Here is a 24,879-nt window from a genome sequence, read left to right as displayed (position 1 = left end):
CAATGAGAGATAAAGAGTCCTAAATACATCGATTAACTTGACTAATTCCGCACATAATGTTATAAAAGAACCGTTGCGTTGTATTAGGATACGTTGGAGGAGAGAAGAATGCTTTACGAAGAAAAGACGATAGAAACCATACCGGTAGGTCCACTGGGTCTGATACCGTTAAAAAGCTGCAAGGAGCTGGGAGATAAGGTCAATGACTACCTGGTGTCATGGAGACAGGAGCGGGAGAGCGAACATAAGTCGACCATCGCTTTTTCAGGTTATCAGAGAGATTCCTATATTATCGGAGCCAGCACGCCAAGATTCGGATCCGGCGAAGCAAAGGGTACCCTGCATGAATCTGTACGGGGTGATGACCTTTATTTCATGGTGGATGTGTGTAATTACAGCCTTACTTATTCCCTGTGCGGGATGACCAATCATATGTCTCCTGATGATCACTTCCAGGATTTGAAGCGCCTCATTGCAGCATCGGCAGGAAAAGCCCGCCGCATCAATGTGATCATGCCATTCTTATACGAGAGCAGACAGCATAAGAGATCCAGCAGAGAATCTTTAGACTGTGCGCTGGCCCTTCGGGAGTTGGTGAATATGGGAGTTGAGAACATCATTACCTTTGATGCTCATGACCCGAGAGTGCAGAATGCGATTCCTTTAAAGGGCTTTGAGACTGTTCAGCCTATTTACCAGTTTATCAAGTACTTACTGAAGGAAGAGAAAGAACTGGATATTGACAGCGAGCATATGATGGTCATCAGCCCGGATGAGGGAGGCATGGGACGTGCTGTATTCTTTGCCAATGTTCTTGGCCTTGATATGGGTATGTTCTATAAACGCAGGGATTATACTCAAATCGTGAATGGACGCAATCCCATCGTTGCCCACGAATTTTTGGGAAGCAGCGTAGAAGGCAAGGATGTGATCATAGTTGACGACATGATTTCTTCCGGTGAAAGCATGCTTGATGTAGCGAAGGAGCTTAAGAGAAGAAAAGCCAGGAAAGTATTCGTTTGCTCCACTTTTGGCCTTTTTACCAACGGTCTTGCAAAGTTTGATGAATATTATGAGAATGGATTTATTGACAGGATCCTTACGACCAATCTGGTCTATCAGACCCCTGATCTCTTATCCAGACCATACTATATCAATGTTGATATGAGTAAGTATATTGCACTTATCATAGATAATTTAAACCATGACGCATCCTTAAGCGAGCTTTTAAATCCAACGAAAAGAATTAACCGGCTTCTGGAGCGTTACCGCGCAGGTGACAGGTAAAAAGGGCATATGGAACGATTACCGAAGCAGAAACTGGTCTTAGTAGGCCTTACACTTTTCTCCATGTTTTTTGGGGCGGGAAATCTTATTTTTCCGCCCTTTTTGGGTGCATCCGCGGGAACGAATATCTGGATTGCCATGGCAGGCTTTGCGGTGACAGCCATCGGGTTTCCGGTTCTCGGTGTGGTTGCAGTGGCTAAGTCCGGCGGCCTTAATAAGCTGGCCGGCCATGTTCATCCCAGATTTGCATTTATTTTTACACTGCTCATTTACTTATCCATAGGGCCGTGTCTCGCAATTCCCAGAACTGCCAGCACCTCCTTTGAGATGGCGGTGGTCCCCTTTTTAAAAGAAGGAGGCTCGGGAGCTCTTTCCCAGTTCCTTTATTCCGCCGTGTTCTTTACCATTGCTTTTGTCGTGTCATTGAAACCGGATAAATTAACAGACCGTCTGGGTAAGATAATGACTCCCTGCCTTTTGGCCCTGATCGTGGTAATATTTGCAGGCAGCGTAGTCCATCCGGCAGGCTCTTACGGGATTCCGTCAAAGTCCTATGGGTCCAACCCATTTGTAAAAGGATTTCTTGAAGGGTATCTGACCATGGATACCATCGCTGCTCTGAACTTTGGAATTATTATCTCTTTGAATGTTCAGGCAATGGGAATCAAACAGGAAGCTTCCGTCGTAAAGGAAACCATTCAGGCCGGTTTCGTCGCAGGAGGTGTCCTTTTAATGGTATACAGTGCTCTGGCCCACGTAGGAGCCGTCACCGGCAGCGCAATGGGGCTGGGAGAAAACGGAGCTCAGACCTTAAACCAGGCGGTACGTTTTTTGTATGGGAATGTGGGGCTTGTGATGCTGGCCGCCATTTTCTTCATTGCCTGTTTAAATACCTGCATCGGCCTTATCAGTTGCTGCAGCAGGTATTTCTGCACCATTGTACCCAAAGTGGGATACCGTGTATGGGCATTCACCTTCGCATTGGTGAGCCTGGTAATCTCCAATATCGGTCTTACCAGGATATTAGAAGTCTCTGTACCGGTGTTAAATGCTATTTACCCCATAGCCATTGTCCTCATTCTGCTGTCCTTTGGTTTCCCGGACGGAAGGAAGTGGAAGTCTGTTTATGTCTGTTCCATTAGTCTCACAGGGATCACCAGTGTGCTTCTGTCCTTAGAACAGGCAGGTCTTAACTTTTTAAATCCCGGGCTTTCCATGCTTCCTCTTTATGGTATGGGACTTGGCTGGATCGGGCCGGCTATTACAGGGCTTCTGGCTGGCGTTTTAGCCGGTTTAGCCGGATATAGGAATAGATCATAGGATCTATAGTAAAAAGACTGTCATGAGGCTTACAAGCCGTCATAACAGTCTTTTTTTATTGGAACATTATCATGAGGTTAAATTTCTATCAGGTGATAAGGGATCAGGTTTGCGGTCAGCATCTGGGCCTCTCTCTGATGGCAGGTGAAGATAATAACCTGGTCGGAATAAGTGCTCACCAGCCATCTTAAAGCAGTCCGAAGCCTGTCGTCATCATATAGTACAAAACTGTCATCAAATATAAATGGCATCCGTTCGGTGCCCTCCTGAATCAAGGTGGCAGCTGCCAATCGAAGGGCCAGATAAACCTGGTCCATGGTGCCGCTGCTGACTTGTTCTAAAGGAACCAGCTTGGTTTTTGTATTCAGAAATACATTCAGGTTCTCATCTACGCTCATGCTGGTATAGATTCCCCCTGTGATCCCGGCGATAAGGTCAGAAGCTGTTTTATTTAGATATAGGCCAAAGGAGTCCCGGATAGAGGAGGAGAGGCTGGTCATGGTTTCCAGTGCTAAGTCAATGGCGGATATTTCTTCCCGGATCCGGTCGTTCTCTGCCAGGATGTGCTTAAGTCCTTCTGCCTGGGTTTTGCAGCTTGATAAGTGCTCCAGCTTTTTATCAAGCTCCCACTGGCTTTTCTGCTGCTTTTCAATGGATTCCCCGCAGTTCTCCTGCTTTTTTGAAAGCTCCTCAATATCTTTCGCTTTCTGAGCGATGACGGCTTCCGATTTGGCTACCGCTGAGCATAAGCGAGTGAACTCTGCCATCTTCGTCTGGAATGCGCGGATCGTTTCTGAAGATATCTCAGTATTTCCCAAATGTCTGGATAGGATCTCCTGCAGGATCTTGGCGCTCATTTCCATGTCCTTTTGGCTATGCCTCAGCCGTAAAAACAGAATCAGGCCGATCAGGTAGAAAATCGTGGCGGTTCCAATAAAAATGCCTAACAAAAGGATGAGGTCAAGTCCATAGTAAGCGGTGAAATAATTTGCTTCTCCCAGATAATAAAGCACTCCCGTGCCGCATAACAGCAAGGTGGCGATTACCAGGGAAAGGACAGAAAAGATCTTTCTTGGTTTTTTATTGCAGGCCGCCCTGGCTTCCATATATTCGTCATAGTTTTCCTGGGCCTTTGCCTGGCAGGCGTTTATAGACGCCTGGTCGGAAAACTGGTTGCTGTTCAGTACCTGCCTGCCCCTTGCGGCTTTTTGAAGAAGTTCTTCCTTTTCCTTCTGCTGTTCATCCATGGATACCCTGATATGGGAGCGGAGCTTATGGTATTCCTGAATCTGGTTTTCATACTCCGGAGATGAGATTTCCTTTTCTGTGTTGCGGATTTCGCTTAATAACGAGGTATAAGTCCGGGCCGCTTCCGGAACCATCTGGGATTCCAGCTCCTTTTTCTGTGACTTTAAAAAGGCGGCAGCCTTTGTGATGTTAAGGGCCAGGTTTCCAGTGGTGTTTAAGTTGGCTATGTAATTTTTAAGTTCGGAAACCATGCCCTCATCGGTAGCGCTTTTAAGCTGGCCGATGCTGACGGTGTTAATGTATGCCGATTCGCTTAAACCACATAATAAGTCATCTAAAAATGCCTTAGTCGGCTCAATCTCCCGTCCGGCGGTTTCATCTACGATCTTAAACTCTTTTTTATTCTTCTGGAAAGTGCGCTCGATCCGGTAAATGTGATCCTTATGCTCCAGCCGTATCTGCCCCTCATAAGTGCCGCTGTTTTCCCAAGGTTCAAATTTTGTGTAAAGATCATTCCGGGATGCACGGCCTCTCTGGCGTTCAATACCGAAAAGCATTCCTCGGATGAATGTATGGATGGTGGATTTTCCGGCCTCATTTTTCCCATATACAATGTTTAGCCCATCCCGGAAGGTAAGGTTTCTGCCATGGAATTTCCCAAAGCCATTGATATAGATATCAATTATTTTCATGGGGTCAGCTCCTTTCGTCCGTTGTACGAAGCAATGCGTTGATGCCATAATGAAGGGCCTTTTTTTCCACCGGGCTCATCTCTGGTTTCTGAAGGGCCTGGATAAAGAAACCGATCATATCGCTGGGATGTTCGGCAAACAATGCGGGAAAATCATACTGAGGTTCAGATTCGTCAATGATTTCCATGATCTTAAAACGGGTGGAAAGCATCTCTAAGTCAAAGGAAATGTCAGGGTCCCTCATGCCGCGGATTCGAAACCGGAATATGTTTTCCGACCCCCGGTTCTGGATTTCCTGGGTGATTTTCATGGCAAGCTCCGTATTGGTAGTGGCAGTTGTTACATTAACTGCCAGGGAGATGTACTGGAGCTTTGCAAGGGGAATAAACCTTAAGGAAGTCACCATACGGGTTACCTCATTGATCTCCCCCACCATCATGCCGTGCTGCCCGGATTCTGTCTTATCAAGCGGCTCTAAGGAACCGGCAAATGCCATACGGTTTTCCAGTAAGATCTCCGGCCGGTGGATGTGCCCCATGGCAATGTAGGAAAAGTCCAGATTGGCCATGGCGCCCTTGTCAAATGGGATGTGGTTGGCATCGCCCCCATGACCAAGAAGGACATGGATGCGCCCGTTGTTGGGCACCTTTAAATGATCAAGGCGGTTTTCCGGGATTTCTGCTGAGTGGTAACTGAAACCGTAAACCTCGGTATTGATGTCCTTAAAGTAAACACTTTCCAGCTCCCTTCCCATGAGATAAGATACATTGGGAGCCCAGGTGAAGCTTAAAAGGGCAGAGTTGTTCCGGATGCGGTCATGGTTACCGGCAATGATGACCACATGGACATCCGGTATGGTGGTAAATAGAAAATTTACTTCTTTCAAATCTCTGGCCAGGGGCTGGCGGTGAAATAAGTCTCCGGAAATAAAGAGGCAGTTGGCTTCCAGGGCCTTTGCCTGGCTGACCGCCTTTGCAAAGGAGTCCTTGATGTCCTGATACCGTTCCTTACTCCATGGCTTATCGCTGTCCGGGCTCATGCCCCAGTGAACATCTGCAATATGTATGAATTTCATTATCATTACCTCGCTGGTCCTCTGCATGGCTGAACTGAAACCACAAATTCCCTGCCTTTTGGGAAGGGAATTTGCGGTACAGGCTTAAAGCTCGCAGTTGTTGACAGTTCTTGGGAATGGAACCACGTCACGGATGTTGCCCATTCCGGTAAGATACATCACGCAGCGCTCAAAGCCAAGGCCAAAGCCTGCATGGCGGGTAGATCCGTATTTTCTTAAGTCAAGATAGAATTCGTAATCCTCTTTCTCAAGGCCAAGCTCGTCCATACGTGCCACAAGCTTGTCATAATTGTCCTCTCTCTGGCTTCCTCCGATGATCTCGCCGATTCCGGGTACCAGACAGTCTACGGCAGCCACGGTCTTATTATCCGGATTCAGCTTCATGTAGAAGGCCTTGATCTCCTTTGGATAGTCTGTTACGAATACAGGCTTCTTATAGAGCTGCTCGGTTAAATAGCGCTCATGCTCGGTCTGTAAGTCACAGCCCCAGAACACCTTATAGTCAAATTCCTCATTGTGCTTTTCCAGAAGCTCTATGGCCTCGGTGTAAGTCACACGGGCAAATTCAGAGTTTAAAACATGGTTTAAGCGGTTAAGAAGCTCCTTGTCCACAAACTGATTGAAGAAGTTCATCTCTTCCGGTGCATGCTCCAGGACGAAACGGATCACATATTTAAGCATGGCTTCTGCCAGCTCCATATTATCATCCAAATCGGCAAAGGCCATCTCCGGCTCAATCATCCAGAACTCTGCGGCATGGCGGGTGGTATTGGAGTTTTCTGCACGGAACGTAGGTCCAAAGGTATAAACATTGCGGAATGCCATAGCATAAGTTTCCGCATTGAGCTGGCCGCTTACGGTTAAGTTGGTAGGCTTTCCAAAGAAGTCCTGGGTGAAATCCGCAGACCCTTCCTTAGTCTTTGGAATATCTGTTAAATCCATGGTAGTAACCTGGAACATCTCACCGGCACCCTCACAGTCGCTTCCGGTAATGATGGGGGTGTGTACATACACAAAGTCCCTTTCCTGGAAGAACTGGTGAATGGCATAAGCGATCAGAGAACGCACACGGAAAACAGCCTGGAAGGTATTGGTTCTGGGACGCAGATGGGAAATGGTTCTTAAATATTCAAAGGAATGGCGCTTTTTCTGAAGGGGATAGTCCGGTGTAGAAGTCCCTTCAACAATAATTTTATCCGCCTGGATCTCAAATGGCTGTTTTGCATCGGGAGTGGGTACCAGGGTACCGGTGACGATAACAGCGGTTCCTACATTGAGTTTGGATATTTCAGAGAAATTTTCCATAGTGTCATGATAGACGACCTGAAGTGTTTCAAAATAAGTTCCGTCATTTAAAACAATGAATCCAAATGATTTGGAATCCCGTAAACTTCTCACCCAGCCTCCGATCGTAACCTGCGTGTTAAGAAGTGATTCTTTGTCTTTATATATTTGTCTTACAGTGATTAAATCCATAGTGGCTTCTCCTTTTACATGTTCGCATACTTACTAAGATTATACTGTATTTCGATCATTGATTCAAGGGGGAAGGGTGTAAAAACGCAAGATATGGCTTAAAATGTAAAAGAATCGAAAAAAGCATGAAAAATGTCGGAAAATGCACAAAAAATTATCCTAATAATTCAAAAATTTGTTCACTATTTTCTGAATATGTGTTATAATGCTAGTACAATAAAATTACAACAGCGAGAGGTGATAACGTGATCAAGAAAGAAATGATTGCCATGCTTTTGGCAGGCGGCCAGGGAAGCCGGTTAGGCGTGTTAACGCAAAAAGTGGCCAAACCAGCAGTATCATTTGGCGGCAAGTACCGTATAATTGATTTCCCACTCAGTAACTGCATCAACTCAGGAGTAGATACAGTGGGAGTTCTGACTCAGTATCAGCCATTGCGCTTAAATACCCATATCGGGATCGGCATCCCATGGGATTTGGACCGGAACGTTGGCGGCGTCACGATCCTTCCTCCCTATGAAAAGAGCAAGGGTAGTGATTGGTATACTGGAACGGCAAATGCCATCTATCAGAACCTCGAATATATGGAAACTTACAATCCGGACTATGTCCTCATATTGTCAGGAGACCATATCTATAAGATGGATTATGAGGTCATGCTGGAATACCATAAAGCGAATAATGCTGATATCACCATAGCTGCTATGCCGGTGCCGATTGAGGAAGCCAGCCGTTTTGGAATCCTTATAACCGATGAGAGCAACCGTATCACGGAGTTTGAAGAAAAACCGGTAAATCCAAGAAGCAACCTGGCATCCATGGGTATCTACATATTCAGCTGGAAAGTATTAAAAGAGGCACTTATCAAGATGTCTGAAGTACCAGGCTGTGATTTCGGAAAGCATATCATTCCATATTGCTTCGAAGCAGGGGACCGGGTATTTGCTTATGAATACAATGGTTATTGGAAGGATGTGGGAACTTTAAGCTCTTACTGGGAAGCCAACATGGAGCTGATTGATATCATTCCGGAATTTAATCTTTACGAGGAGTACTGGAAGATCTATACAAAGAGCGACATCATACCGCCTCAATATGTGTCGGAAGAGGCTGTTATAGACAGAAGCATCATCGGAGAAGGGTCAGAAATCTGCGGAGAAATCCACAATTCCGTTATTGGTGCCGGTGTTACCATTAAAAAGGGAGCCGTGGTCAGGGATTCCATCATCATGAGGGAATGCGTACTGGGAGAGAATGTCAAGATCCAGAAAGCCATTATCGCTGAAAATGTAAAGATAGGAGCGAACTCTGAGCTTGGTTGCGGGGAATTTGCCTCCAGCAAATATGATCCCAAGGTCTATCAGTCCGATCTGGTAACAGTCGGTGAGAATTCAACCATACCGGAAAATGTGAAGGTAGGTAAGAATACGGCAATCGTCGGTGAAACAACAGCAGAAGATTATACTGACGGTGAGCTGGCTGGCGGAGACTACATCATAAAGGCAGGTGGCATACGATGAGAGCGATAGGAATTGTATTAGCAGGCGGAAACAGTAAGAGAATGCGGGAATTATCCAATAAAAGGGCGATCTCGGCCATGCCCATTGCCGGGAATTACCGCAGCATTGATTTTGCCCTCAGCAATATGACGAATTCCCATATTCAGAACGTAGCGGTTTTAACTCAGTATAATTCCAGATCGCTTCATCTGCATTTGAGCTCTTCTAAATGGTGGGATTTTGGAAGAAAGCAGGGGGGATTGTTTGTATTCACTCCAACCATTACCGCGGAAAGCAGTGACTGGTACCGGGGAACTGCAGATGCGCTTTTCCAGAACCTTACATTCTTAAAGAACAGCCATGAACCCTATGTTGTCATTGCGGCAGGTGACGGCATCTATAAGCTGGATTATGGAAAAGTTCTGGAATATCATATTGAGAAGAAGGCTGATATTACCGTCGTATGTACGGAGCTTCCGCAGGGAGAGGATATCACACGATTCGGTCTGGTGAGAACCAATGAAGACGGAAGGATCACAGACTTTGAGGAAAAGCCTATGGTCGCATCTTCTAATGTCGTATCCTGCGGTATTTATGTCATCCGCAGACGGCAGCTGATTGAGCTCATTGAGCGCTGCGCTATGGAAGACCGTTATGATTTTGTAAACGATATTCTGATACGATACCGGAACCTTAAGAGGATTTATGCTTACAAGATGAACACTTACTGGAGGAATATCGCTTCTGTTGAGTCTTACTACAAGACCAACATGGATTTCCTGAAATCGGAAGTGAGGGATTATTTCTTCCGCCAGTACCCGGATGTTTATTCTAAAATAGATGATTTGCCACCGGCAAAGTATAATCCGGGAGCCTCAGTTAAGAACAGTTTGATATCCAGCGGCAGCATTGTCAATGGAGTGGTCGAAAATTCTGTTCTGTTTAAAAAGGCATATGTAGGCAATAACTGTGTCATTAAAAATTCTATAATTTTAAATGACGTTTACATAGGTGATAATACGGTTATTGAAAATTGTATAGTGGAAAGCCGGGATACGATCCGGGCGAATACCACTCATATTGGAACACCGGACAATATAAAAATTGTCTTAGAGAAAAACGAAAGATACACATTATAAGGAAATGCGGGGGAAAGCTTGACATGCAGATTACAGACGTGAGGGTTAGACGTATCGAAAAAGAAGGAAAGATGAAAGCAATAGTATCCATTACTCTTGATAATGAATTTGTAATTCATGATATCAAGGTAATCGAAGGGGAGAAGGGGCTATTTATTGCTATGCCAAGCCGCAAGGCTGCTGATGGGGAATACCGGGATATTGCACATCCCATTAATTCCGACACCCGTGATATGATCCAGAAGGTCATTCTGGATAAGTATGAGACCACGGCATTAGAGATGCCGGAGGTGACGGCATTTGCTTAATAAGTCTTTTAATCCGCAGGCAGGGGTGACTCTGCCTGCGGATTTTTGTATGGTGACTCTCCTTAAATACAGGATTTACACGGGGCTCGTTTTGGGGTTATAATAAAAAGTAATAATTTTGGAAAGGTAGATGAAAACATGACGATAAAAATAGGTATTGCAGGCTATGGGAATCTGGGAAAAGGGGTGGAATGTGCCATCCGTCATAATCCGGATCTTGAGCTTTCTGCCGTATTTACCAGAAGAGATCCGGCATCATTAACCCTTCTTACTCCGGGTGTAAAGGTGTATTCCATGGAGGAAGCTATTTCAAAAAAGGATTCCATTGATGTGATGATCCTCTGCGGCGGAAGCGCAGCAGATCTTCCGGTACAGACTCCCCTTCTTGCCAGACATTTCAATGTAGTGGACAGCTTTGATACCCACGCACGGATCCCCCAGCATTTTGAAGCGGTGGATGGGGCTGCAAAGGAAGGAAACAAGGTTGGAATCATATCTGTTGGCTGGGACCCGGGCATGTTTTCCTTAAACCGCCTGTATGGAGAGTCCATTTTACCAGGCGGCCATGATTATACGTTCTGGGGCAGGGGCGTAAGCCAGGGCCATTCCGATGCGATCCGCAGGATAGAAGGTGTCCGGGATGCCAGACAGTATACCATTCCGGTTGAAGAAGCCCTCGAAGCGGTCCGCAGCGGGAAAAATCCAGAACTGTCCACCAGAGAGAAGCATACCCGCGAGTGTTTTGTAGTGGCGGAAGAGAATGCAGATTTAGACCGGATCAGGAAAGAAATCGTATCAATGCCCAATTATTTTGCAGATTATGATACTACGGTTCATTTTATCGGCGAAGAGGAACTTAACCGGGACCACAGGGGAATTCCCCATGGAGGATTTGTCATAAGGACCGGAAAGACAGGCTGGGAGGATGAGAACAGCCATGTGATCGAATACAGCCTAAAGCTGGATTCCAATCCGGAATTTACGGCCTCCGTGCTGACGGCTTATGCTAGAGCCGTTTATCGTTTGAATCAAGAAGGGCAGAGCGGATGCAAAACCGTGCTTGATATTGCTCCGGCATATTTAAGTGCCTTTAGCGGAAAAGAGCTGAGAGGACGTCTGTTATAAATCAGAGGCAGGAGGAATAGAGAATGGCAGCGAGAAAAGAAATGGTCCTGTATTATCAGCCTGAAAAGGACAGGCAGAGCGGAAATGATACAAAGGCCGCGAAGCTAAAAGCAGTTCTTGTCCGTATGGGGATACGGATTAAAAACATTTCCCCGGAACAGGTGAACCAGACCGTAGGATATCTGGCAGGCTTTGACGGCTTTGAAGAAAAGGAGCAGGAGAATTGCCCTGATGTGGAAGAGGAGATCCTGGTAATGAAAAATTTTTCAAACCGCCGGATTGACGAACTGCTCTTAAACTTAAGGCGGGCCGGAGTTCCTAAAATCCACCTAAAGGCAGTAATCACCGATACCAACTGTAAATGGAAATTCTATGACCTGTATCTGGAGCTTAAGAAAGAACATGACACCATGTCAGGAACGAATGAGACAGATCCGAAGGAAGCGGAAGCGAACGAAACTGATACGGTTTAAGGTGCCGTACAGGATGTTGTAAGATTGATCTGTTGAAAAATAGTAAAATAGTACGTAAAAACGCGTCTTGATCAAGGGGTAAAACCCTCTCAAGACGCGTTTTTGCTCTTTATGCTGCAAATTTACTGATAATCACAAACAGTGGCCCACTGTTGAAGCAATTCCGCCTCTTCCGGTCTTCTCTTTGAAAGCTGGGCAGCAGCAACCATGGGAAGCCAGGTCTGCACATATTTCTTTGCAGTACCGGTCTTCTTACAAAACAGGTTCATATACATATCTGCCTTATTCTGGTCCTGCAGACAGAACAGCAGGTAAGTTCTTGCCACATCCGCGCTGGCATTACCCTGGGTCGCGTGTACCCAGTCCAGAACAAACATGGTTCCTTCATCTGTTACCACAATATTGCTGGGATTAAAATCCCCATGGCATAATTTTGTATGTTTAGGCATACTATCCAGCTGTGTCCGCATATCGTATTTGGTCACATCCTCTAATTCTTCCGTATCCAGGATCTGACGTGACATCTTATCTTTTAACTTATTAAGAAGCGGGCACTGCTTTGACAGAATACTCAAATGAAGATCTACCATATTCTCCATGTATTCCGGTAATCTATCAGGATTTTCATCCATGAGCTGTTGGAGAGTCTTGCCTTCAATGAAATCAAAGGTAATGGACCACTTTCCTTCGAAAACACCAACCTCTAAAACCTTAGGAACATTGATTCCTCCGACTTCTTCCACGCGGGCTGTAATCAATGCTTCATTCAATACATCTGCCTTTGGGAAATCAGCGTTAAAAACCTTGATTGCTTTATTTCCATCACGAAAGACCTTTTTTGTTGCAGTTGTTGCAATTAATTGTGCTGCCATACGAATCTCTCCTTCCATCCAACCATTAGTCTGAACCGTTATGTAGTGATTCTGTACTTATATTTTACTACAAAACCCATAAAAAGTATAGCTTGTTTTGCGATTTATCAGGATAAATTTACTGAATATGTCTGCAATTTAAAAGCGGAAAACAGCCGCACCATAAGCCGGAAGCTGGTAAGGGAAAGAGTACTCCTGCCCATCCCATTCCATCTTTTCAGAGCGGAAAGAAGGCCCTTTCTCTCCCCGCTTATACAGTCCGTGATCCTGGTCTAAAACAAGAGTATAAGTTCCCCGTTTCGGAACTCCTACCCGGTAATCAGGACGGGCTACGGGAGTGAAGTTTAACACAAACAGCAGGCTGCGCTTTTTATCCTTGCTGTATCTGATAAAACTGAAGATGCTTCGCTCCTTGTCATTGGAATTGACCCAGAAGAAGCCTTCCCAGTCATAGTCCTTTTCATAAAGCGCCGGATATTTTTTGTACAGGTGCAGAAGATCTCTTACATAGTCCTTAAGGCTTTTGCCTAAAGGTTCTTCAGACAGATACCAGTCAAGGGAGTTTTTTTCATCCCATTCATGAAACTGTCCAAAGTCCTGTCCCATAAACAGCAGTTTTTTACCGGGATGACCAAGCATAAACGTATATCCCAATTTTAAGTTTGCAAATTTATCTTCCAGAAGTCCCGGCATTTTGTTGATCATGGAACTTTTCAAATGCACCACCTCATCATGGGATAATACCAGTATATAATTTTCACTGGTGAAATATGTAAGGCCAAATGTCATCTTGTGATGGTTGTATTTGCGGAAATAAGGATCCAGCTTCATATATTCCAGAAAATCATGCATCCAGCCCATATTCCATTTAAAGGTAAAACCAAGGCCTCCCTCTTCCTGATTCCCGGTAACCTTTGGCCAGACGGTAGATTCCTCGGCAATGACCATAGCTCCGTTTCCCCGTTTTTTAATGACACTGTTTAAATGCTTAAAAAACTCTATGGCTTCCAGATTCTCGTTTCCGCCGTACTGGTTTGGTACCCAGTCCCCGTTATTTCTTCCATAATCCAGATAAAGCATGGAAGCGACCGCGTCGACCCGGAGCCCGTCAACATGAAATTTATCCACCCAGTAAAGGGCATTGGCAATAAGGAAATTATCCACCTCATATTTACTGTAATCAAAGACTTTTGTTCCCCAATCAGGGTGTTCCCCTTTCCGGGGGTCTGCATATTCATAGCAGGCCTCCCCGTCAAAGTCCGCCAAGCCATGAGCATCTTTTGGAAAATGGGCCGGAACCCAGTCAAGGATGACTCCGATTCCTTTTTTGTGCATGTAGTTTACGAAATACATAAACTCTCCGGGAGTCCCAAACCGAGAAGTGGGGGCAAAATACCCTGTCACCTGATATCCCCAGGATCCGTCATAGGGATGTTCTGCAATTCCCATCAGCTCCACATGGGTATAACCCATTTCCAGAATATAATCTGCCAGTTCATGAGCCGCTTCGATATAAGTATAAAAGCCATCCTTTTCATCCCTGCTTTTTTTCCGCCAGGAGCCTAAATGCACCTCATAAATGCTGAGAGGTTCATCTAAGGGGTCTTTGGCCTCCCGCTTTTCCATCCAGGCCAGATCTTTCCACTGAAATCCCGTAAGGTCTGCGGTAACAGAGGCGGTCTGGGGGCGGTATTCTGCCTGGAATGCGTAAGGATCCGCCTTGAAAAGGATCTTGCCGCTCCTTGTGGTGATTGCATATTTATATAGCTCCCCAACGCTTAAATTCGGGACAAAAGCTTCCGAGATTCCAGAATCAGCAAGGGATTCCATTGGATTTGCTTCCGGATCCCAGCCGTTAAAATCTCCTACCACGCTGACCTGACTGCCATGAGGCGCCCAGACTGCAAAATACATCCCATCGTTTCCTTCGTAGTTGATCGGATGGGCGCCTAGTTTTTCGTAGATTTCATAATGCCTTCCATTGTTATAAAGGTATCGGTCCACCTCTGTGATAAAACCCATTCCGATTTCATTTCTGCCACTTTCCATTCGCTCATCCCTCCATGATCTTTAAGATAACACCCCGGTTTGCGGGTATGGTCAATCCGATTCTATGGTCAATCACTGGAAATATTTCTCCATTCAGAAGATTGACAGCAGTGTTTCCCTCACAAGGACAGGGAATTCCGGCAAATGCGTCAGAATCATCATTGTTTACTGCAGTTATGATGGCCTGACTTTCATGAAACCGTGCAAATGCATACTGACGGTTGGTGAGAAGAAGCTCCTGGTACCGGCCTCCATGAAACTCAGGGTTTTGTTCATGGATATGACCCAGCTTGCTGATAAAATCCTCAAGCGGACAGGTAAACTTCTTTACTTCGGAAATGGAAACCAAGGGACGCAGCATGGAGTCATCCGTATTGGTTCGTCTGCCCTCCATCCCAAACTCGCTGCCATAGTAGACGGAGGGGATTCCGGGAAGGGTGAATAACAGGGTGTAAACCGGATAGAGGTGCTGGGTATTGGATAGCTTGCTTGAGATCCGGTTTTCGTCATGATTGTCCACAAAGGTATAAAGCCGTGATCCGATGGATTCCAGTCTTTTCACATTGTGTGCAATTTCAAAATAGTTGTGGTCATTATGGCCAGAATAAATGCTCTTATGTAGTTCGTAGTTCGTGACAGAATGAAGCATACCGGGACTGACCCATCTGCCGTATTCTCCATGGATAACTTCCCCCATGAGCCAGAAATCTTCTTTCATTTCCGCCGTGTGCTGCCTCAGCTCCTTCATAAATCCAAAGTCCAGTACATTGGCACAGTCAAGACGTATTCCGTCAATGTCAAAGTTATTGATCCAAAACTGTACGGTATCAAATAAATACTGCCTGACTGCGGGATTAAAAAGATTAAGGCAAGGAAGCTCAAAGTGTCCCTGCCACGCTTCGTAACCAAAGGAATCTCCCAGAGGACTGCTGCCGGCAAAGTTGATTCCCCGGTACCAGTCCCTGTAGGGAGAATTCTCCCTATGGTTTAAAATATCCTGAAATGCAAAAAACTCCCGTCCCGTATGGTTAAAGACGCCGTCAACAACCACTTTAATACCTGCTTCATGGCAGCGGGACACAAACTCCTGAAAGCCTTCTCTGTCACCAAGACGGCGGTCCACCATCCGGTAATCACGCGTATCGTACCCATGGGTAGAGGATTCAAACAGTGGCCCGATGTAGATCGCATTGCACCCCAGAGACCGGATATGGGAAATCCACTTACAAAGTTCCCCAAACCGGTTCACAACAGAAAATTCCCTGTTCTCTTTCGGAGCGCCCACAAGCCCCAGGGGATATATGTGATAAAAAACTCCCCTATCATACCACTTGCTCATATACTTATCCTCCAGATTATAGTAGTTTTATACCTCCCGGCTTTTAAAGCGTCGCAGAAGGAACTGGTAACGCAGCTGTGCCGCGTTAAGTTCGTAGATATAACAATCAATAAGCGTTGGGTCAACCACCTGCTCAAAGTGATTTCTGGCGGAATCAATGGCGGTTTTGGAACGTTCAATCTCACGCCTTAAATTCCGCTCTTCCTCTGACAGGACCAGATGTTTTTTTAATAGACCATGTTTCATTTTATCATCTCCAGATTTTATAATTTTTACCGAATGCTATAAATTCAGTATGTCTGGAAAATGGCACTTTATTCATATATTCCCTGTATATCATTTATAATTTATGAAACCTGGTTCATTAGTTCCTGTAAATACAGCCCCAGAGAACAAAGTTTTTTTGTGCTGTCGCCAATGGTCAGATAGTAATAATTAGCTGTCCCTTCCTGGCGGACATTCACAAGACCTGCCTTTTTTAAAATCTTTAAATGATGGGAAATGGCAGGGCGGGACAAACGGGTCATTTCCGTGATTTCCTTTACATTCATTCCCTGCCTGGGTCTTATGCTTAGGTCATCTTTGGTGTTTGAAACGTCGTTTCCCAGGTCATCATAAAGACCTGCATTGGCCAGAACCTTAATTATGGTCAGCCGCACTTCGTCTCCGAGAGCGATAAAAATCGGCATGCAATTCTGGAAAAGTTCATTAAAATCCTCGGCATGCATGGTTGGATTCCTCCTTTGGTTTAAAAAATTAAACTAATATTATTTTATCATCTCAGCAGGATAACGTCAATGTTTTGCTGCCATAATTTTGTGATTTATGCTGCGATAAATAGGAAAATTTGAAAAAAATTGTTGAAATATGACAATAAATTCACATAGGAGCCTTTGCTCTCAGAAAACCATATAAAAGTATGTATACAATATTTCTTGTAAAAAACAGTTGACATTTTATTTTCCCTTGTGCATAATAAAGGCACATTCTTATATGCGTTCCGCATACAGCATTTCAAAAGTTTTTCATAATCCATAGCTGATTTTCCAGCGTGAATTCCAATGTTAAAATTTTATGTAAAGAGGGGGGATTGTATCGTTCGGTATGTTATTTTGCTGCTAATTTTAGGGGCAGGAGCTTTTTATGATGTCCGGGAACACCGTATCCCTAACTGGTTGGTGCTTTCAGGGATCATCCTTGGCATTCTGCTTGAAATCCCTGGTCCGGAGAATCCTTTTGGAGGCCTTCTGTTCTTGCTGAGGCTGGTAATTGTAACAGGGATATTCTTTTTACTATTCCTGTGCCGGATGATCGGTGCGGGAGATATCAAGCTTACTGCACTCATATGCGGCTTTCTGGGGTTTAGAGCAGGCGCTTTGGCCGTTGGACTTGGTTTTCTTATAGGGGCTTTCTGGTCCTTTATCAAAATGGCAGGGAGTGGCAGCCTTTTCGCCCGCCTTTCTTGTCTTCTTGCCTATATCAGGCACGTATTTCAAACTGGGAAATTTACAATTTACTACGATCCTGTCCGGGATGGATATGATATGGTGATACCTTTAGGCCTATGCCTGTTTTTAGGGACATTGGGTTCTGTGTTTTTTTGATCAACTGGATATGAAAACATATCCGCTTGATTTATTAGTATACAAAATAAGGAGGATTGGTTTTGGCAAAGAGAGTGATGGCGGTTTATGATACGGACCCTTTGTATACGGAGAGGTTCACGGATTTTGTAAACCAAAAGGAGCAGGTCGGGTTCTCGGTTATGGCATTTACAACCTTAGAACAGCTGAAGGCATATGGGGAAGACCATAAGATAGAGCTTTTGCTCATTAGTTCCTCCGTTTCCAGGGAGGATATAGAAAAAATAGCCGCTGCCGTTGTGATCATACTGGCTGACGGTGAGGCAGTCCCTCCGGAAGGACAGTATCCAAGCATTTATAAATATCAGGCGGCCGACAGTCTGATGCGGGAGGTGATGAATTACTACTGTGACGATCCTGGAGATCTGGGTTATTCCATGGTTTCAAAGACGGGGAGGATCATAGGAGTCTATTCTCCCATCAACCGGTGCTTAAAGACCTCTTTTGCCCTTACCATGGGACAGCTTCTGGCCCGGGATTTAAAGGTTCTTTATCTAAACTTTGAGGATTGCTCGGGATTTCAGCGGCTGATCGGAGAAGAGTATAAGGGAGGTTTGTCTGATCTTTTGTATTATTACAGCCAGGAAGGTTTTCGCTGGGTACGCCTTGGATCTGTCGTCTATACCTGGGGGGAGCTGGATTATGTGCCGCCTGTGCAATACCCTGAGGACCTTTGCCAGGTGACCGGGCAGGTGATGGCAGAGCTGGTAGCCCACATTGCCATGAAAAGTGTTTATGAATCCATTATTCTGGATTTAGGCCAATTCGGCAAGAAAGCTTCAGAGGTGCTGGAGATATGCGATGCAGTATATATGCCGGTAAAGGATGACTGCGTATCTGCAGCTAAGATAGAAGAGTTTGAGGAATACCTGGTGTCATCCGGCCATGAGTCTCTTAAAAACCGGATTCAGAAAATAAAGCCTCCCTATCACTGCAGCTTTGGACGGAAAGACAACTATCTGGAACAACTCTTATGGGGAGAATTGGGAGATTATACAAGGCAGCTTTTGAGGAAACAGCCATAAGCGGTAAAGAAATTGTACAAGGAGGAACAGCCATGGACGATGAGGAAAGAAGGAAGCTTCGGGAAGAAATCATGAAAGAGCTGGATGAACGGCAGCAGGTAACTGATGATGAGCTTTATGACATCATAGACCGCAGAATTTTGGAGTATGGGCAGGTCAGTTTTCTTCCCCTAAAAGATAAGAAGGAGCTTCGGGGCAGGCTTTTTGATTCTTTCCGGCGGCTTGGGGCCCTTCAGGAGCTGGTAGATGATGAGGATGTGTCAGAGATCATGGTAAATGGGGCAGACCATGTCTTTGTGGAGAAAAACGGGCGTATGGAGCAGTGGGTCAGAGCCTTTGACAGTCAGGAGCAGCTAGAGGATACCATTCAGCAGATCGTCAGCAGAGTAAACCGTACGGTAAATGTATCAAGGCCCATCGCGGATGCCAGGTTATCTGATGGTTCCAGGGTCCATGTCGTGCTGCCGCCCATTGCCTTAGACGGCCCCGCCGTGACCATCCGTAAGTTTCCAAAGCCCATTACCATGACCAGGTTGCTAAAGATGGGGTCGGTTACAGAAGAGGCTGCGGATTTTCTAAAATGCATTGTAGAGGCGGGATACAATATTTTTATCAGCGGAGGGACCAATTCGGGAAAAAGTACGTTTCTCAATGCCCTGTCTGCCTACATCCCCAGGGATGAGCGGATTGTGACCATTGAAGATTCCGCGGAACTGAAGATTGCTCATATTCCCAATCTGGTGCGGCTTGAAACAAGAGAGGCCAATGGTGAGGGTGATGGGGAAGTGTCCATTGGTGATCTGATCCGGGCTGCACTCAGAATGAATCCCAGCAGAATAATCGTTGGTGAGGTGAGAGGAAAGGAGGCTTTGGACATGATATCAGCCATGAACACCGGCCATGACGGAAGCCTCAGCACCGGCCATGGAAACAGTCCCAAAGACATGCTTTCCAGGCTGGAGACTATGGTGCTTATGGGAGCAGATATCCCATTGGCAGCAATTAGAAGCCAGGTTGCGGCAGCAATTGATATCTTAATTCATTTGGGACGGCTTAGAGATAAAAGCAGGAGGGTCTTGTCCATTGTGGAGGTAATTGGTTATGAGAACGGAGAAATCAGGCTTAATCCGCTATACAGGTTTGAGGAAGATTATGGGAATCCGGAAGAAGGACAGGCTGTTCATGGAAGCCTTAAAAAAGTGGGAATTATTCAAAACGCCGAAAAACTTAAAGCAGCAGGCATTGAAATATGAAACCTATGATCTGACACCCGTTCAGTGGTGCCTGTATGGACTTCAGGGCCTGGCAATTGCAGGGCTTTTCGCTTACATTTTTTACCGCAGTGCCCTATCATTTCTGTTGTTTGTCCCAATGGTTTTTATATTTCCTATGATTAAAAAAAGGGAGCTGAAGGAAGGCCGGCTTCAGCAGTTAAATCTGGAATTTAAGGAGGGCATCCTTCTTTTAGCCTCCTTCTTAAGTGCCGGTTATTCTGTGGAGAACGCGTTTTCTGCTTCCGTAAAGGAATTGGGTCTGCTTTTCGGGGAGGAGGGGATGGTTTCCAGGGAATTTAAGCATATTGAAAGCCAGATCCGGATGAACCGTTCGGTCGAGCTGGCGCTTTCCGATTTTGCAGGCCGCAGCGGCCTTGATGATGTTAAGAACTTTGCGGAGGTGTTTGCCGCGGCTAAACGAAGCGGAGGTGAACTGGTTATGATCATAAGCCACACGGCGGATGTAATAAGGGACAAGGTACAGGTAAGACAGGAGATTTTAACGATGACAGCCTCAAAACAGTTTGAACAAAAAATTATGAGCATGATCCCCTTTTTTATTGTTCTTTATATTGATCTGACTTCTCCAGGCTTTTTTAACATCATGTACAGTACAGGAATCGGAAGGATTCTTATGACCCTGTGCATGATCATTTACATCGCTGCCCTGGGGATTTCAAGATGGATTATGAGGATTGAGATATGAAAAGAACATGGAGATTTCCTTTTACAAAGATACAGATGGCCTGCGTTGTTTCCGGGATTGCCTTATATGTTGCTTTTGAGCTGTTTTATGCAGTGGGCGGGCAGATGGTAACGGAAGGGGGAGGGCTTAAACGGGCAGGGCCGGGGCACGGAGAGATTACATATGATATCCAGGTATCCGGGCTTGACCGGGAGAATGGGGATAGGAAGATACCGGTGAGAATCCCTGTCAGGGAGCGGCAGTATGGGGCGGAAGAGGCAAAGGAGCTGTTTCAAAGGATCCGGCCTGAACTGACCCGGCAGATGCTGGGGGAAAATGAGTCTCTTGAGGAGGTGAGAGAAAGTTTAAATTTAAAGAACAGCCTTGGAAATTATGGGCTTAGAATCAGCTGGGAGTCTGATAATCCACAGGTGATCGATTCCTTTGGAATTGTTCACAATGAGGAAATACCAGAAGAAGGAGAGCAGGTCTGGTTAAGGGCCAGAGTGACAGATGGGCACCATGAGGACCTATATGAGTTTAAAGTGACGGTTTACCCGGCCTCCCTTACCAAGGACGAAAAAGTAGCCGCAGGCTTTCTTCAGTGGATAGGCCAGATGGATATGAAACAGCAGACAGAGGATCGCCTGCTACTGCCCTCAGTTTATGAGGGGAACCGGCTGATGTATTTTAAGCCTGAAGAGGCGGATTACCGGATATTGCCGGTGCTGGGGTTTTTACTGGCGGCTCTCCTGCACGTAAAAGAAGAGTTTGACAGGAAAAGTCAGGCGAAGATACGTGAGCAGCAATTGCTGTTTGATTATTCTGAGGTGGTTTCCAAGCTGGTAGTCTATATCGGAGCAGGCCTTACCGTCCGTGGAGCCTGGGAGAGGATTGCGGCTGGCTATAAGGAGGCCGTAAAGCAGGGGAAAAGAAGCGCACGTCCGGCGTATGAGGAGATGGTGAAGACAGCAAGTCAGATTAGCAGCGGGCTGTCGGAAGGACGGGCTTACAGTGAATTTGGAAGGCGATGCGGCTTACAGGCCTACATAAAGCTCTCCACTCTCCTGGAACAGAGTCAGAAAAACGGAAGCAGGCAGCTTCGCCCGGCTTTGGAGCTTGAGATGGCTTCAGCCTTTGAGCTAAGGAAGAACCTGGCGAAAAAGCTGGGGGAAGAAGCAGGAACCAAACTTTTGCTGCCTCTGTTTATGATGCTCGGGGTGGTCATGGTCATGATCGTCGTGCCTGCGTTCCTGTCATTTTATTAGAAGGGAGGTGATATGATGCTGACAACGGTAAACAGTCAGATCCTGGATTTCTTTAAGGAAGAAGACGGAATAGGCGTGATTGAAGTAGTGCTGATCCTGGTGGTGTTAATCGGACTTGTCATTATTTTTAAAAAGCAGATAACGACTCTTCTTGATAACATATTCAAGGAAATCAACAGCCAGTCTAAAGAGGTGTATTGATGCGCAAAAGCGGGCAGGTAACAGTGTTTTTCAGTTTAGCTCTTTTATGCATATTCAGCCTGATGTGCGGACTTTTAGAGTCCGCACGGACTGCCGGAACCAGGTTTTATCTAAAGCTGGCGGCCGATTCTTCCATGGACTCTGTATTCAGCAGGTTTCACAGAGAAGCCTGGGATAAATACCGTCTCTTTCTTCTGGAATGTGAGAATGGTGAGGAACTTGAAAAAGCATGGAAAGGATTTATGGAGCCCTATATGGACAGCTCCGGCTGGTATTCCATGGATATGGAAAAGGCGGATACAATGCAGCTTTTCCGTATCACTGATGGGGGAGGGCAGTATTTGAAGAAGGAGATTCTGGACTATATGAAGTATGGAATATTTGAAAATATGACAGATGAAAAGGGTGCAGAAGCCCTGCTTAAGAACTTAAAGGAAGCAAAAGCAGTGAAACGGTTATCCGGATCGTTTCGTGACCATGAACGGGAAGCGGTCCGGTTGGAAAGGGCATTGGAAGACATCAATGATTCTTTAAAGCGGCAGAAGGAATACTGGCGGTCTGCTTATGAAAGAATCAGGGATTATGATGGTTCAGGTTTTCGTAGAGAAGCGGATCTTTTGGAGCGGGAAATGAACCGGATTCCTTCCCTTGTAAAGGCCTATGGGAAGAAGGCAGATGATTTAAAAAACAGCTTAAGTGGAACTAACAATGACTTATTTGCGGCTCAGGCTGAATTGAGTCAGGAAGTACGTGAGGCTTTTATCGGGGATACCTCTTGCTATGGATCCTATGTAAATCAGGATGGGGAGCGAAGGCGGGAAATTGAGGCTCTGCCAGTTAAGATGGAACAGATAAAACAGGTGATGGAACAGGCAGGGAAGCGCTCCTCTGAAGTAGAGCAGATCATTGATAACTGGGACAGTGATGATGAAGAGGATGACGGCCCGGATCTGTCCGAACTATGGGGGTCTGTAGGGGAACTATGGGCAAAGGCTGACATCCCCTCTCTTTCTTATTCCAATGGGGTGAAAGACCCGGAAAAGCAGAGACTTTTGGAACAGTTAGAAGGTTTCATACAGACAGGGCTCTTATCCCTGGTTCTGCCCGATGGAAAGGAAATATCCAAAGGCATTCTGTCTGACGATTCTTTTCCTTCCGTTGCCTGCGGAGATGGCCAGGTGCTGGAGACGGGCCTTTTGGACCGGCTTCTGTTTGGGGAGTATTGCGGCCGTTTTCTTACAAACGTTCTTTCAGAGGAGGATAAGGAGGTAATGTACGAATTGGAATATCTGGTTTCAGGAAAGAAAACAGATGAGGAAAACTTAAAACAGACAGTTTTAGAGGTTCTCATGATCAGGGAAGGCATGAACCTAATCCATATTCTTTCAGACGACCAGAAACGAGAGGAGGCAATGTCTCTTGCCGGCCTTATTACCGGAGCCGTGGGTCTGGCTCCTCTATCCGGGATCGTTGCATTTTTTGTTATGAGCATCTGGGCGCTTGAGGAGGCGCTTGTGGATGTGAGAATGCTTCTAGAGGGGAAAAAGGTGGTCTTTCTTAAGTCAAGGAACACATGGAAGCTGTCCCTAGATGCCCTTTTGGAATTAGGAAGAACGGGAACATGCGAAGGTGGGAAAGAGGATGAAGACGGAATTGATTATACCGGCTATTTAAAGCTTCTTCTTTTCCCGGGAGAATCCGGACAGCAGCATTACCGTCTGATGGATGTGATCCAGATGAATTTATGCAGGAAACAGGAGGATTTTCGCATGGCTAACTGCGTTTATCAGGTGGAAGTAAGGGGAACTGTGAGATCAAGGCATATGTTTTTCGGAGGAAATAATCCCTCCTATCCAGTGGAAGTCCGGACAGAAAAAGTATATTAATGGCTGCTTGCAGATATCCCTTTATGCCCGGTGTGGTAAAAAATTGGTAAGGAGGTGGATGATCATGCCCTTTTTCAAGGAGTTCCATAGAAAAAATAATAAAAAAATTGTTACTCTCCAGGTACAAATCCCCTTCATGAAACAAGGATTCCTTGTAAAAAGGGTATTATCATCTGCCTCCTGCCACCGAAAAAAGGGGAGCCTGACCATAGAGGCTGCCCTGGTCCTGCCACTTTACCTGTTCTTTATGGTGATTCTCATGCTTCCCATGGGGGTTATGAAGGAAGGGAGGCGAATACAAACCGCTCTGGAAGCAGCAGGAGAAGAAGTCAGCCAGTATGCTTATATTTTGCACCAGCTTAAACTGGGAGAAGAGGTGCAGGCCAAAGGAATCGATGGTTTTTCAGAGGAGTTTTTAGAAGGACTCACAGAGGAAGGAATCCTTCTTTTTGTCAGAAAGCGGGTGGAAGGACGGGCAGGGTTTGAACGGCTTCAATCAGCATCCTTTGCACGTTCCACCGTATTAATGGACGGAGAGACCATTGATCTGATTATGGATTACCGGGTAAGAATTCCCTTTTCTGTTTTTGGCTTAAGCAGCATACCCATGACCGCCAGATGCTGCCGGAGGGCCTGGATCGGCCAGGAGGGAGGCCGCAGCGGAAAGAACGGACCGGAGGATGAGCTTGTGTACATTGGAAAGGCGAGTACAAGATATCACCGCCAACGGACATGCCATTACTTATACAATGATATAGAACAGATTTCTTTTAAGGAAATAGAAACTGTTCGTAATTTATCCGGCGGTAAATATAAACCCTGCAGCAGATGCGGCAGATTTGCAGAGGAGAGCGGCAGCGTATATATCATGCCGTCAGGAGAGCGGTATCACAGTGACAGGAATTGTTCCTCTATCATGGCATATGTGGAGGCTGTCCCCTTATCCCAGGTACGCCATCTGGGACCGTGCTCCTACTGTTCTCAATAGGGAGGTA

Annotated in this window: 23 protein-coding genes; 15 read left to right on the top strand and 8 right to left on the bottom strand. The window is 45.8% G+C overall.

Translation table 11 applies throughout. From position 1 onward, the window contains the following. The first annotated feature begins 108 nt into the window (after nucleotides 1-108). Together BMW45_RS05920 and brnQ are read left to right on the top strand one after the other, a co-directional pair. Nucleotides 109-1,287, top strand: coding sequence for a ribose-phosphate pyrophosphokinase (locus BMW45_RS05920; protein ID WP_025230767.1), 1,179 nt, complete (start codon nucleotides 109-111; stop codon nucleotides 1,285-1,287). A gap of 9 nt (nucleotides 1,288-1,296) precedes the next feature. Continuing rightward, nucleotides 1,297-2,607 carry a branched-chain amino acid transport system II carrier protein gene (gene brnQ / locus BMW45_RS05915; protein WP_092241323.1) on the top strand — a complete coding sequence of 437 codons (1,311 nt, stop codon included), beginning with the start codon at nucleotides 1,297-1,299 and terminating at the stop codon, nucleotides 2,605-2,607. Nucleotides 2,608-2,684: 77 nt separating this feature from the next. Here the strand turns inward: brnQ and BMW45_RS05910 are convergent, their stop codons facing one another. From BMW45_RS05910 to asnS, 3 genes are all read right to left on the bottom strand, one after another. Then, nucleotides 2,685-4,547 carry an ATP-binding protein gene (locus tag BMW45_RS05910; RefSeq protein ID WP_092241321.1) on the bottom strand — a complete coding sequence of 621 codons (1,863 nt, stop codon included), beginning with the start codon at nucleotides 4,545-4,547 and terminating at the stop codon, nucleotides 2,685-2,687. A 4-nt stretch (nucleotides 4,548-4,551) separates the two neighbouring features. After that, the gene (locus BMW45_RS05905) at nucleotides 4,552-5,622 is read right to left on the bottom strand and encodes a metallophosphoesterase family protein (RefSeq protein WP_092241319.1); all 1,071 of its coding nucleotides are present in this window, start codon (nucleotides 5,620-5,622) and stop codon (nucleotides 4,552-4,554) included. Nucleotides 5,623-5,706: 84 nt separating this feature from the next. Beyond that, entirely contained in the window at nucleotides 5,707-7,098 is a 1,392-nt protein-coding gene (gene asnS / locus BMW45_RS05900; RefSeq protein ID WP_092241317.1) for an asparagine--tRNA ligase, read from the bottom strand. A gap of 245 nt (nucleotides 7,099-7,343) precedes the next feature. Between asnS and BMW45_RS05895 the strand changes: the two genes are divergently transcribed. The 5 genes from BMW45_RS05895 (at nucleotide 7,344) to BMW45_RS05875 (ending at nucleotide 11,642) form a co-directional block, all read left to right on the top strand. Then, nucleotides 7,344-8,618, top strand: a complete 1,275-nt coding sequence (locus BMW45_RS05895) for a glucose-1-phosphate adenylyltransferase (protein ID WP_092241315.1) — start codon at nucleotides 7,344-7,346, stop codon at nucleotides 8,616-8,618. Further along, nucleotides 8,615-9,736 carry a glucose-1-phosphate adenylyltransferase subunit GlgD gene (gene glgD / locus BMW45_RS05890; RefSeq protein WP_025230773.1) on the top strand — a complete coding sequence of 374 codons (1,122 nt, stop codon included), beginning with the start codon at nucleotides 8,615-8,617 and terminating at the stop codon, nucleotides 9,734-9,736. Before BMW45_RS05895 ends, glgD begins: the two co-directional genes overlap by 4 nt. A 23-nt stretch (nucleotides 9,737-9,759) precedes the next feature. Next, entirely contained in the window at nucleotides 9,760-10,044 is a 285-nt protein-coding gene (spoVG, locus tag BMW45_RS05885; RefSeq protein WP_025230774.1) for a septation regulator SpoVG, read from the top strand. 138 nt (nucleotides 10,045-10,182) lie between these two features. Then, nucleotides 10,183-11,169 carry a diaminopimelate dehydrogenase gene (locus BMW45_RS05880; RefSeq protein ID WP_092241313.1) on the top strand — a complete coding sequence of 329 codons (987 nt, stop codon included), beginning with the start codon at nucleotides 10,183-10,185 and terminating at the stop codon, nucleotides 11,167-11,169. 23 nt (nucleotides 11,170-11,192) lie between these two features. After that, the gene (locus tag BMW45_RS05875) at nucleotides 11,193-11,642 is read left to right on the top strand and encodes a DUF3783 domain-containing protein (RefSeq protein WP_092241311.1); all 450 of its coding nucleotides are present in this window, start codon (nucleotides 11,193-11,195) and stop codon (nucleotides 11,640-11,642) included. Between the two features lie 122 nt (nucleotides 11,643-11,764). Here the strand turns inward: BMW45_RS05875 and BMW45_RS05870 are convergent, their stop codons facing one another. From BMW45_RS05870 to BMW45_RS05850, 5 genes are all read right to left on the bottom strand, one after another. Continuing rightward, nucleotides 11,765-12,514, bottom strand: a complete 750-nt coding sequence (locus tag BMW45_RS05870; protein ID WP_092241309.1) for a phosphotransferase family protein — start codon at nucleotides 12,512-12,514, stop codon at nucleotides 11,765-11,767. Nucleotides 12,515-12,652: 138 nt separating this feature from the next. Beyond that, entirely contained in the window at nucleotides 12,653-14,563 is a 1,911-nt protein-coding gene (glgB, locus tag BMW45_RS05865; RefSeq protein WP_092241306.1) for a 1,4-alpha-glucan branching protein GlgB, read from the bottom strand. 4 nt (nucleotides 14,564-14,567) lie between these two features. Then, the gene (locus BMW45_RS05860) at nucleotides 14,568-15,902 is read right to left on the bottom strand and encodes an alpha-amylase family glycosyl hydrolase (RefSeq protein ID WP_092241304.1); all 1,335 of its coding nucleotides are present in this window, start codon (nucleotides 15,900-15,902) and stop codon (nucleotides 14,568-14,570) included. 27 nt (nucleotides 15,903-15,929) lie between these two features. Then, complete coding sequence (locus BMW45_RS05855; RefSeq protein WP_054739741.1) at nucleotides 15,930-16,148, bottom strand: YaaL family protein; 219 nt, start codon at nucleotides 16,146-16,148, stop codon at nucleotides 15,930-15,932. A 101-nt stretch (nucleotides 16,149-16,249) separates the two neighbouring features. Continuing rightward, nucleotides 16,250-16,630 (bottom strand): ArsR/SmtB family transcription factor, encoded by a 381-nt coding sequence (locus BMW45_RS05850; protein ID WP_025230781.1) that lies wholly within the window; start codon nucleotides 16,628-16,630, stop codon nucleotides 16,250-16,252. A gap of 333 nt (nucleotides 16,631-16,963) precedes the next feature. On the opposite strand from BMW45_RS05850, the gene BMW45_RS05845 reads away from it, so the two are divergent. The 8 genes from BMW45_RS05845 to BMW45_RS05810 all read left to right on the top strand — a co-directional run bounded on the left by BMW45_RS05845 (nucleotide 16,964) and on the right by BMW45_RS05810 (nucleotide 24,872). Further along, nucleotides 16,964-17,506 carry a prepilin peptidase gene (locus BMW45_RS05845; protein WP_242882924.1) on the top strand — a complete coding sequence of 181 codons (543 nt, stop codon included), beginning with the start codon at nucleotides 16,964-16,966 and terminating at the stop codon, nucleotides 17,504-17,506. Between the two features lie 62 nt (nucleotides 17,507-17,568). After that, a complete protein-coding gene (locus tag BMW45_RS05840) occupies nucleotides 17,569-18,570 on the top strand; it encodes a P-loop NTPase family protein (protein WP_242882922.1) in 1,002 nt (333 codons plus the stop codon). A 71-nt stretch (nucleotides 18,571-18,641) separates the two neighbouring features. Then, a complete protein-coding gene (locus BMW45_RS05835; protein ID WP_416388660.1) occupies nucleotides 18,642-19,823 on the top strand; it encodes a CpaF family protein in 1,182 nt (393 codons plus the stop codon). After that, nucleotides 19,723-20,550: a type II secretion system F family protein gene (locus BMW45_RS05830; protein ID WP_330390691.1), complete on the top strand. Its 828-nt coding sequence runs from the start codon at nucleotides 19,723-19,725 to the stop codon at nucleotides 20,548-20,550. Before BMW45_RS05835 ends, BMW45_RS05830 begins: the two co-directional genes overlap by 101 nt. Continuing rightward, complete coding sequence (locus tag BMW45_RS05825; RefSeq protein ID WP_092241300.1) at nucleotides 20,547-21,797, top strand: immunoglobulin-like domain-containing protein; 1,251 nt, start codon at nucleotides 20,547-20,549, stop codon at nucleotides 21,795-21,797. Before BMW45_RS05830 ends, BMW45_RS05825 begins: the two co-directional genes overlap by 4 nt. Nucleotides 21,798-21,812: 15 nt before the next feature. Continuing rightward, entirely contained in the window at nucleotides 21,813-21,998 is a 186-nt protein-coding gene (locus tag BMW45_RS05820) for a Flp1 family type IVb pilin (protein ID WP_092241298.1), read from the top strand. Then, nucleotides 21,998-23,884 carry a DUF5702 domain-containing protein gene (locus BMW45_RS05815; protein ID WP_092241296.1) on the top strand — a complete coding sequence of 629 codons (1,887 nt, stop codon included), beginning with the start codon at nucleotides 21,998-22,000 and terminating at the stop codon, nucleotides 23,882-23,884. Before BMW45_RS05820 ends, BMW45_RS05815 begins: the two co-directional genes overlap by 1 nt. Nucleotides 23,885-23,948: 64 nt before the next feature. After that, nucleotides 23,949-24,872, top strand: coding sequence for a hypothetical protein (locus tag BMW45_RS05810; RefSeq protein ID WP_092241294.1), 924 nt, complete (start codon nucleotides 23,949-23,951; stop codon nucleotides 24,870-24,872). Nucleotides 24,873-24,879 lie beyond the last annotated feature (7 nt).

This window comes from Lacrimispora sphenoides, assembly GCF_900105215.1.
Classification (GTDB): domain Bacteria; phylum Bacillota; class Clostridia; order Lachnospirales; family Lachnospiraceae; genus Lacrimispora; species Lacrimispora sphenoides_A.
Note: the sequence above shows the minus strand (reverse complement) of the source record. Positions and strands in the feature narration are given on the sequence as shown.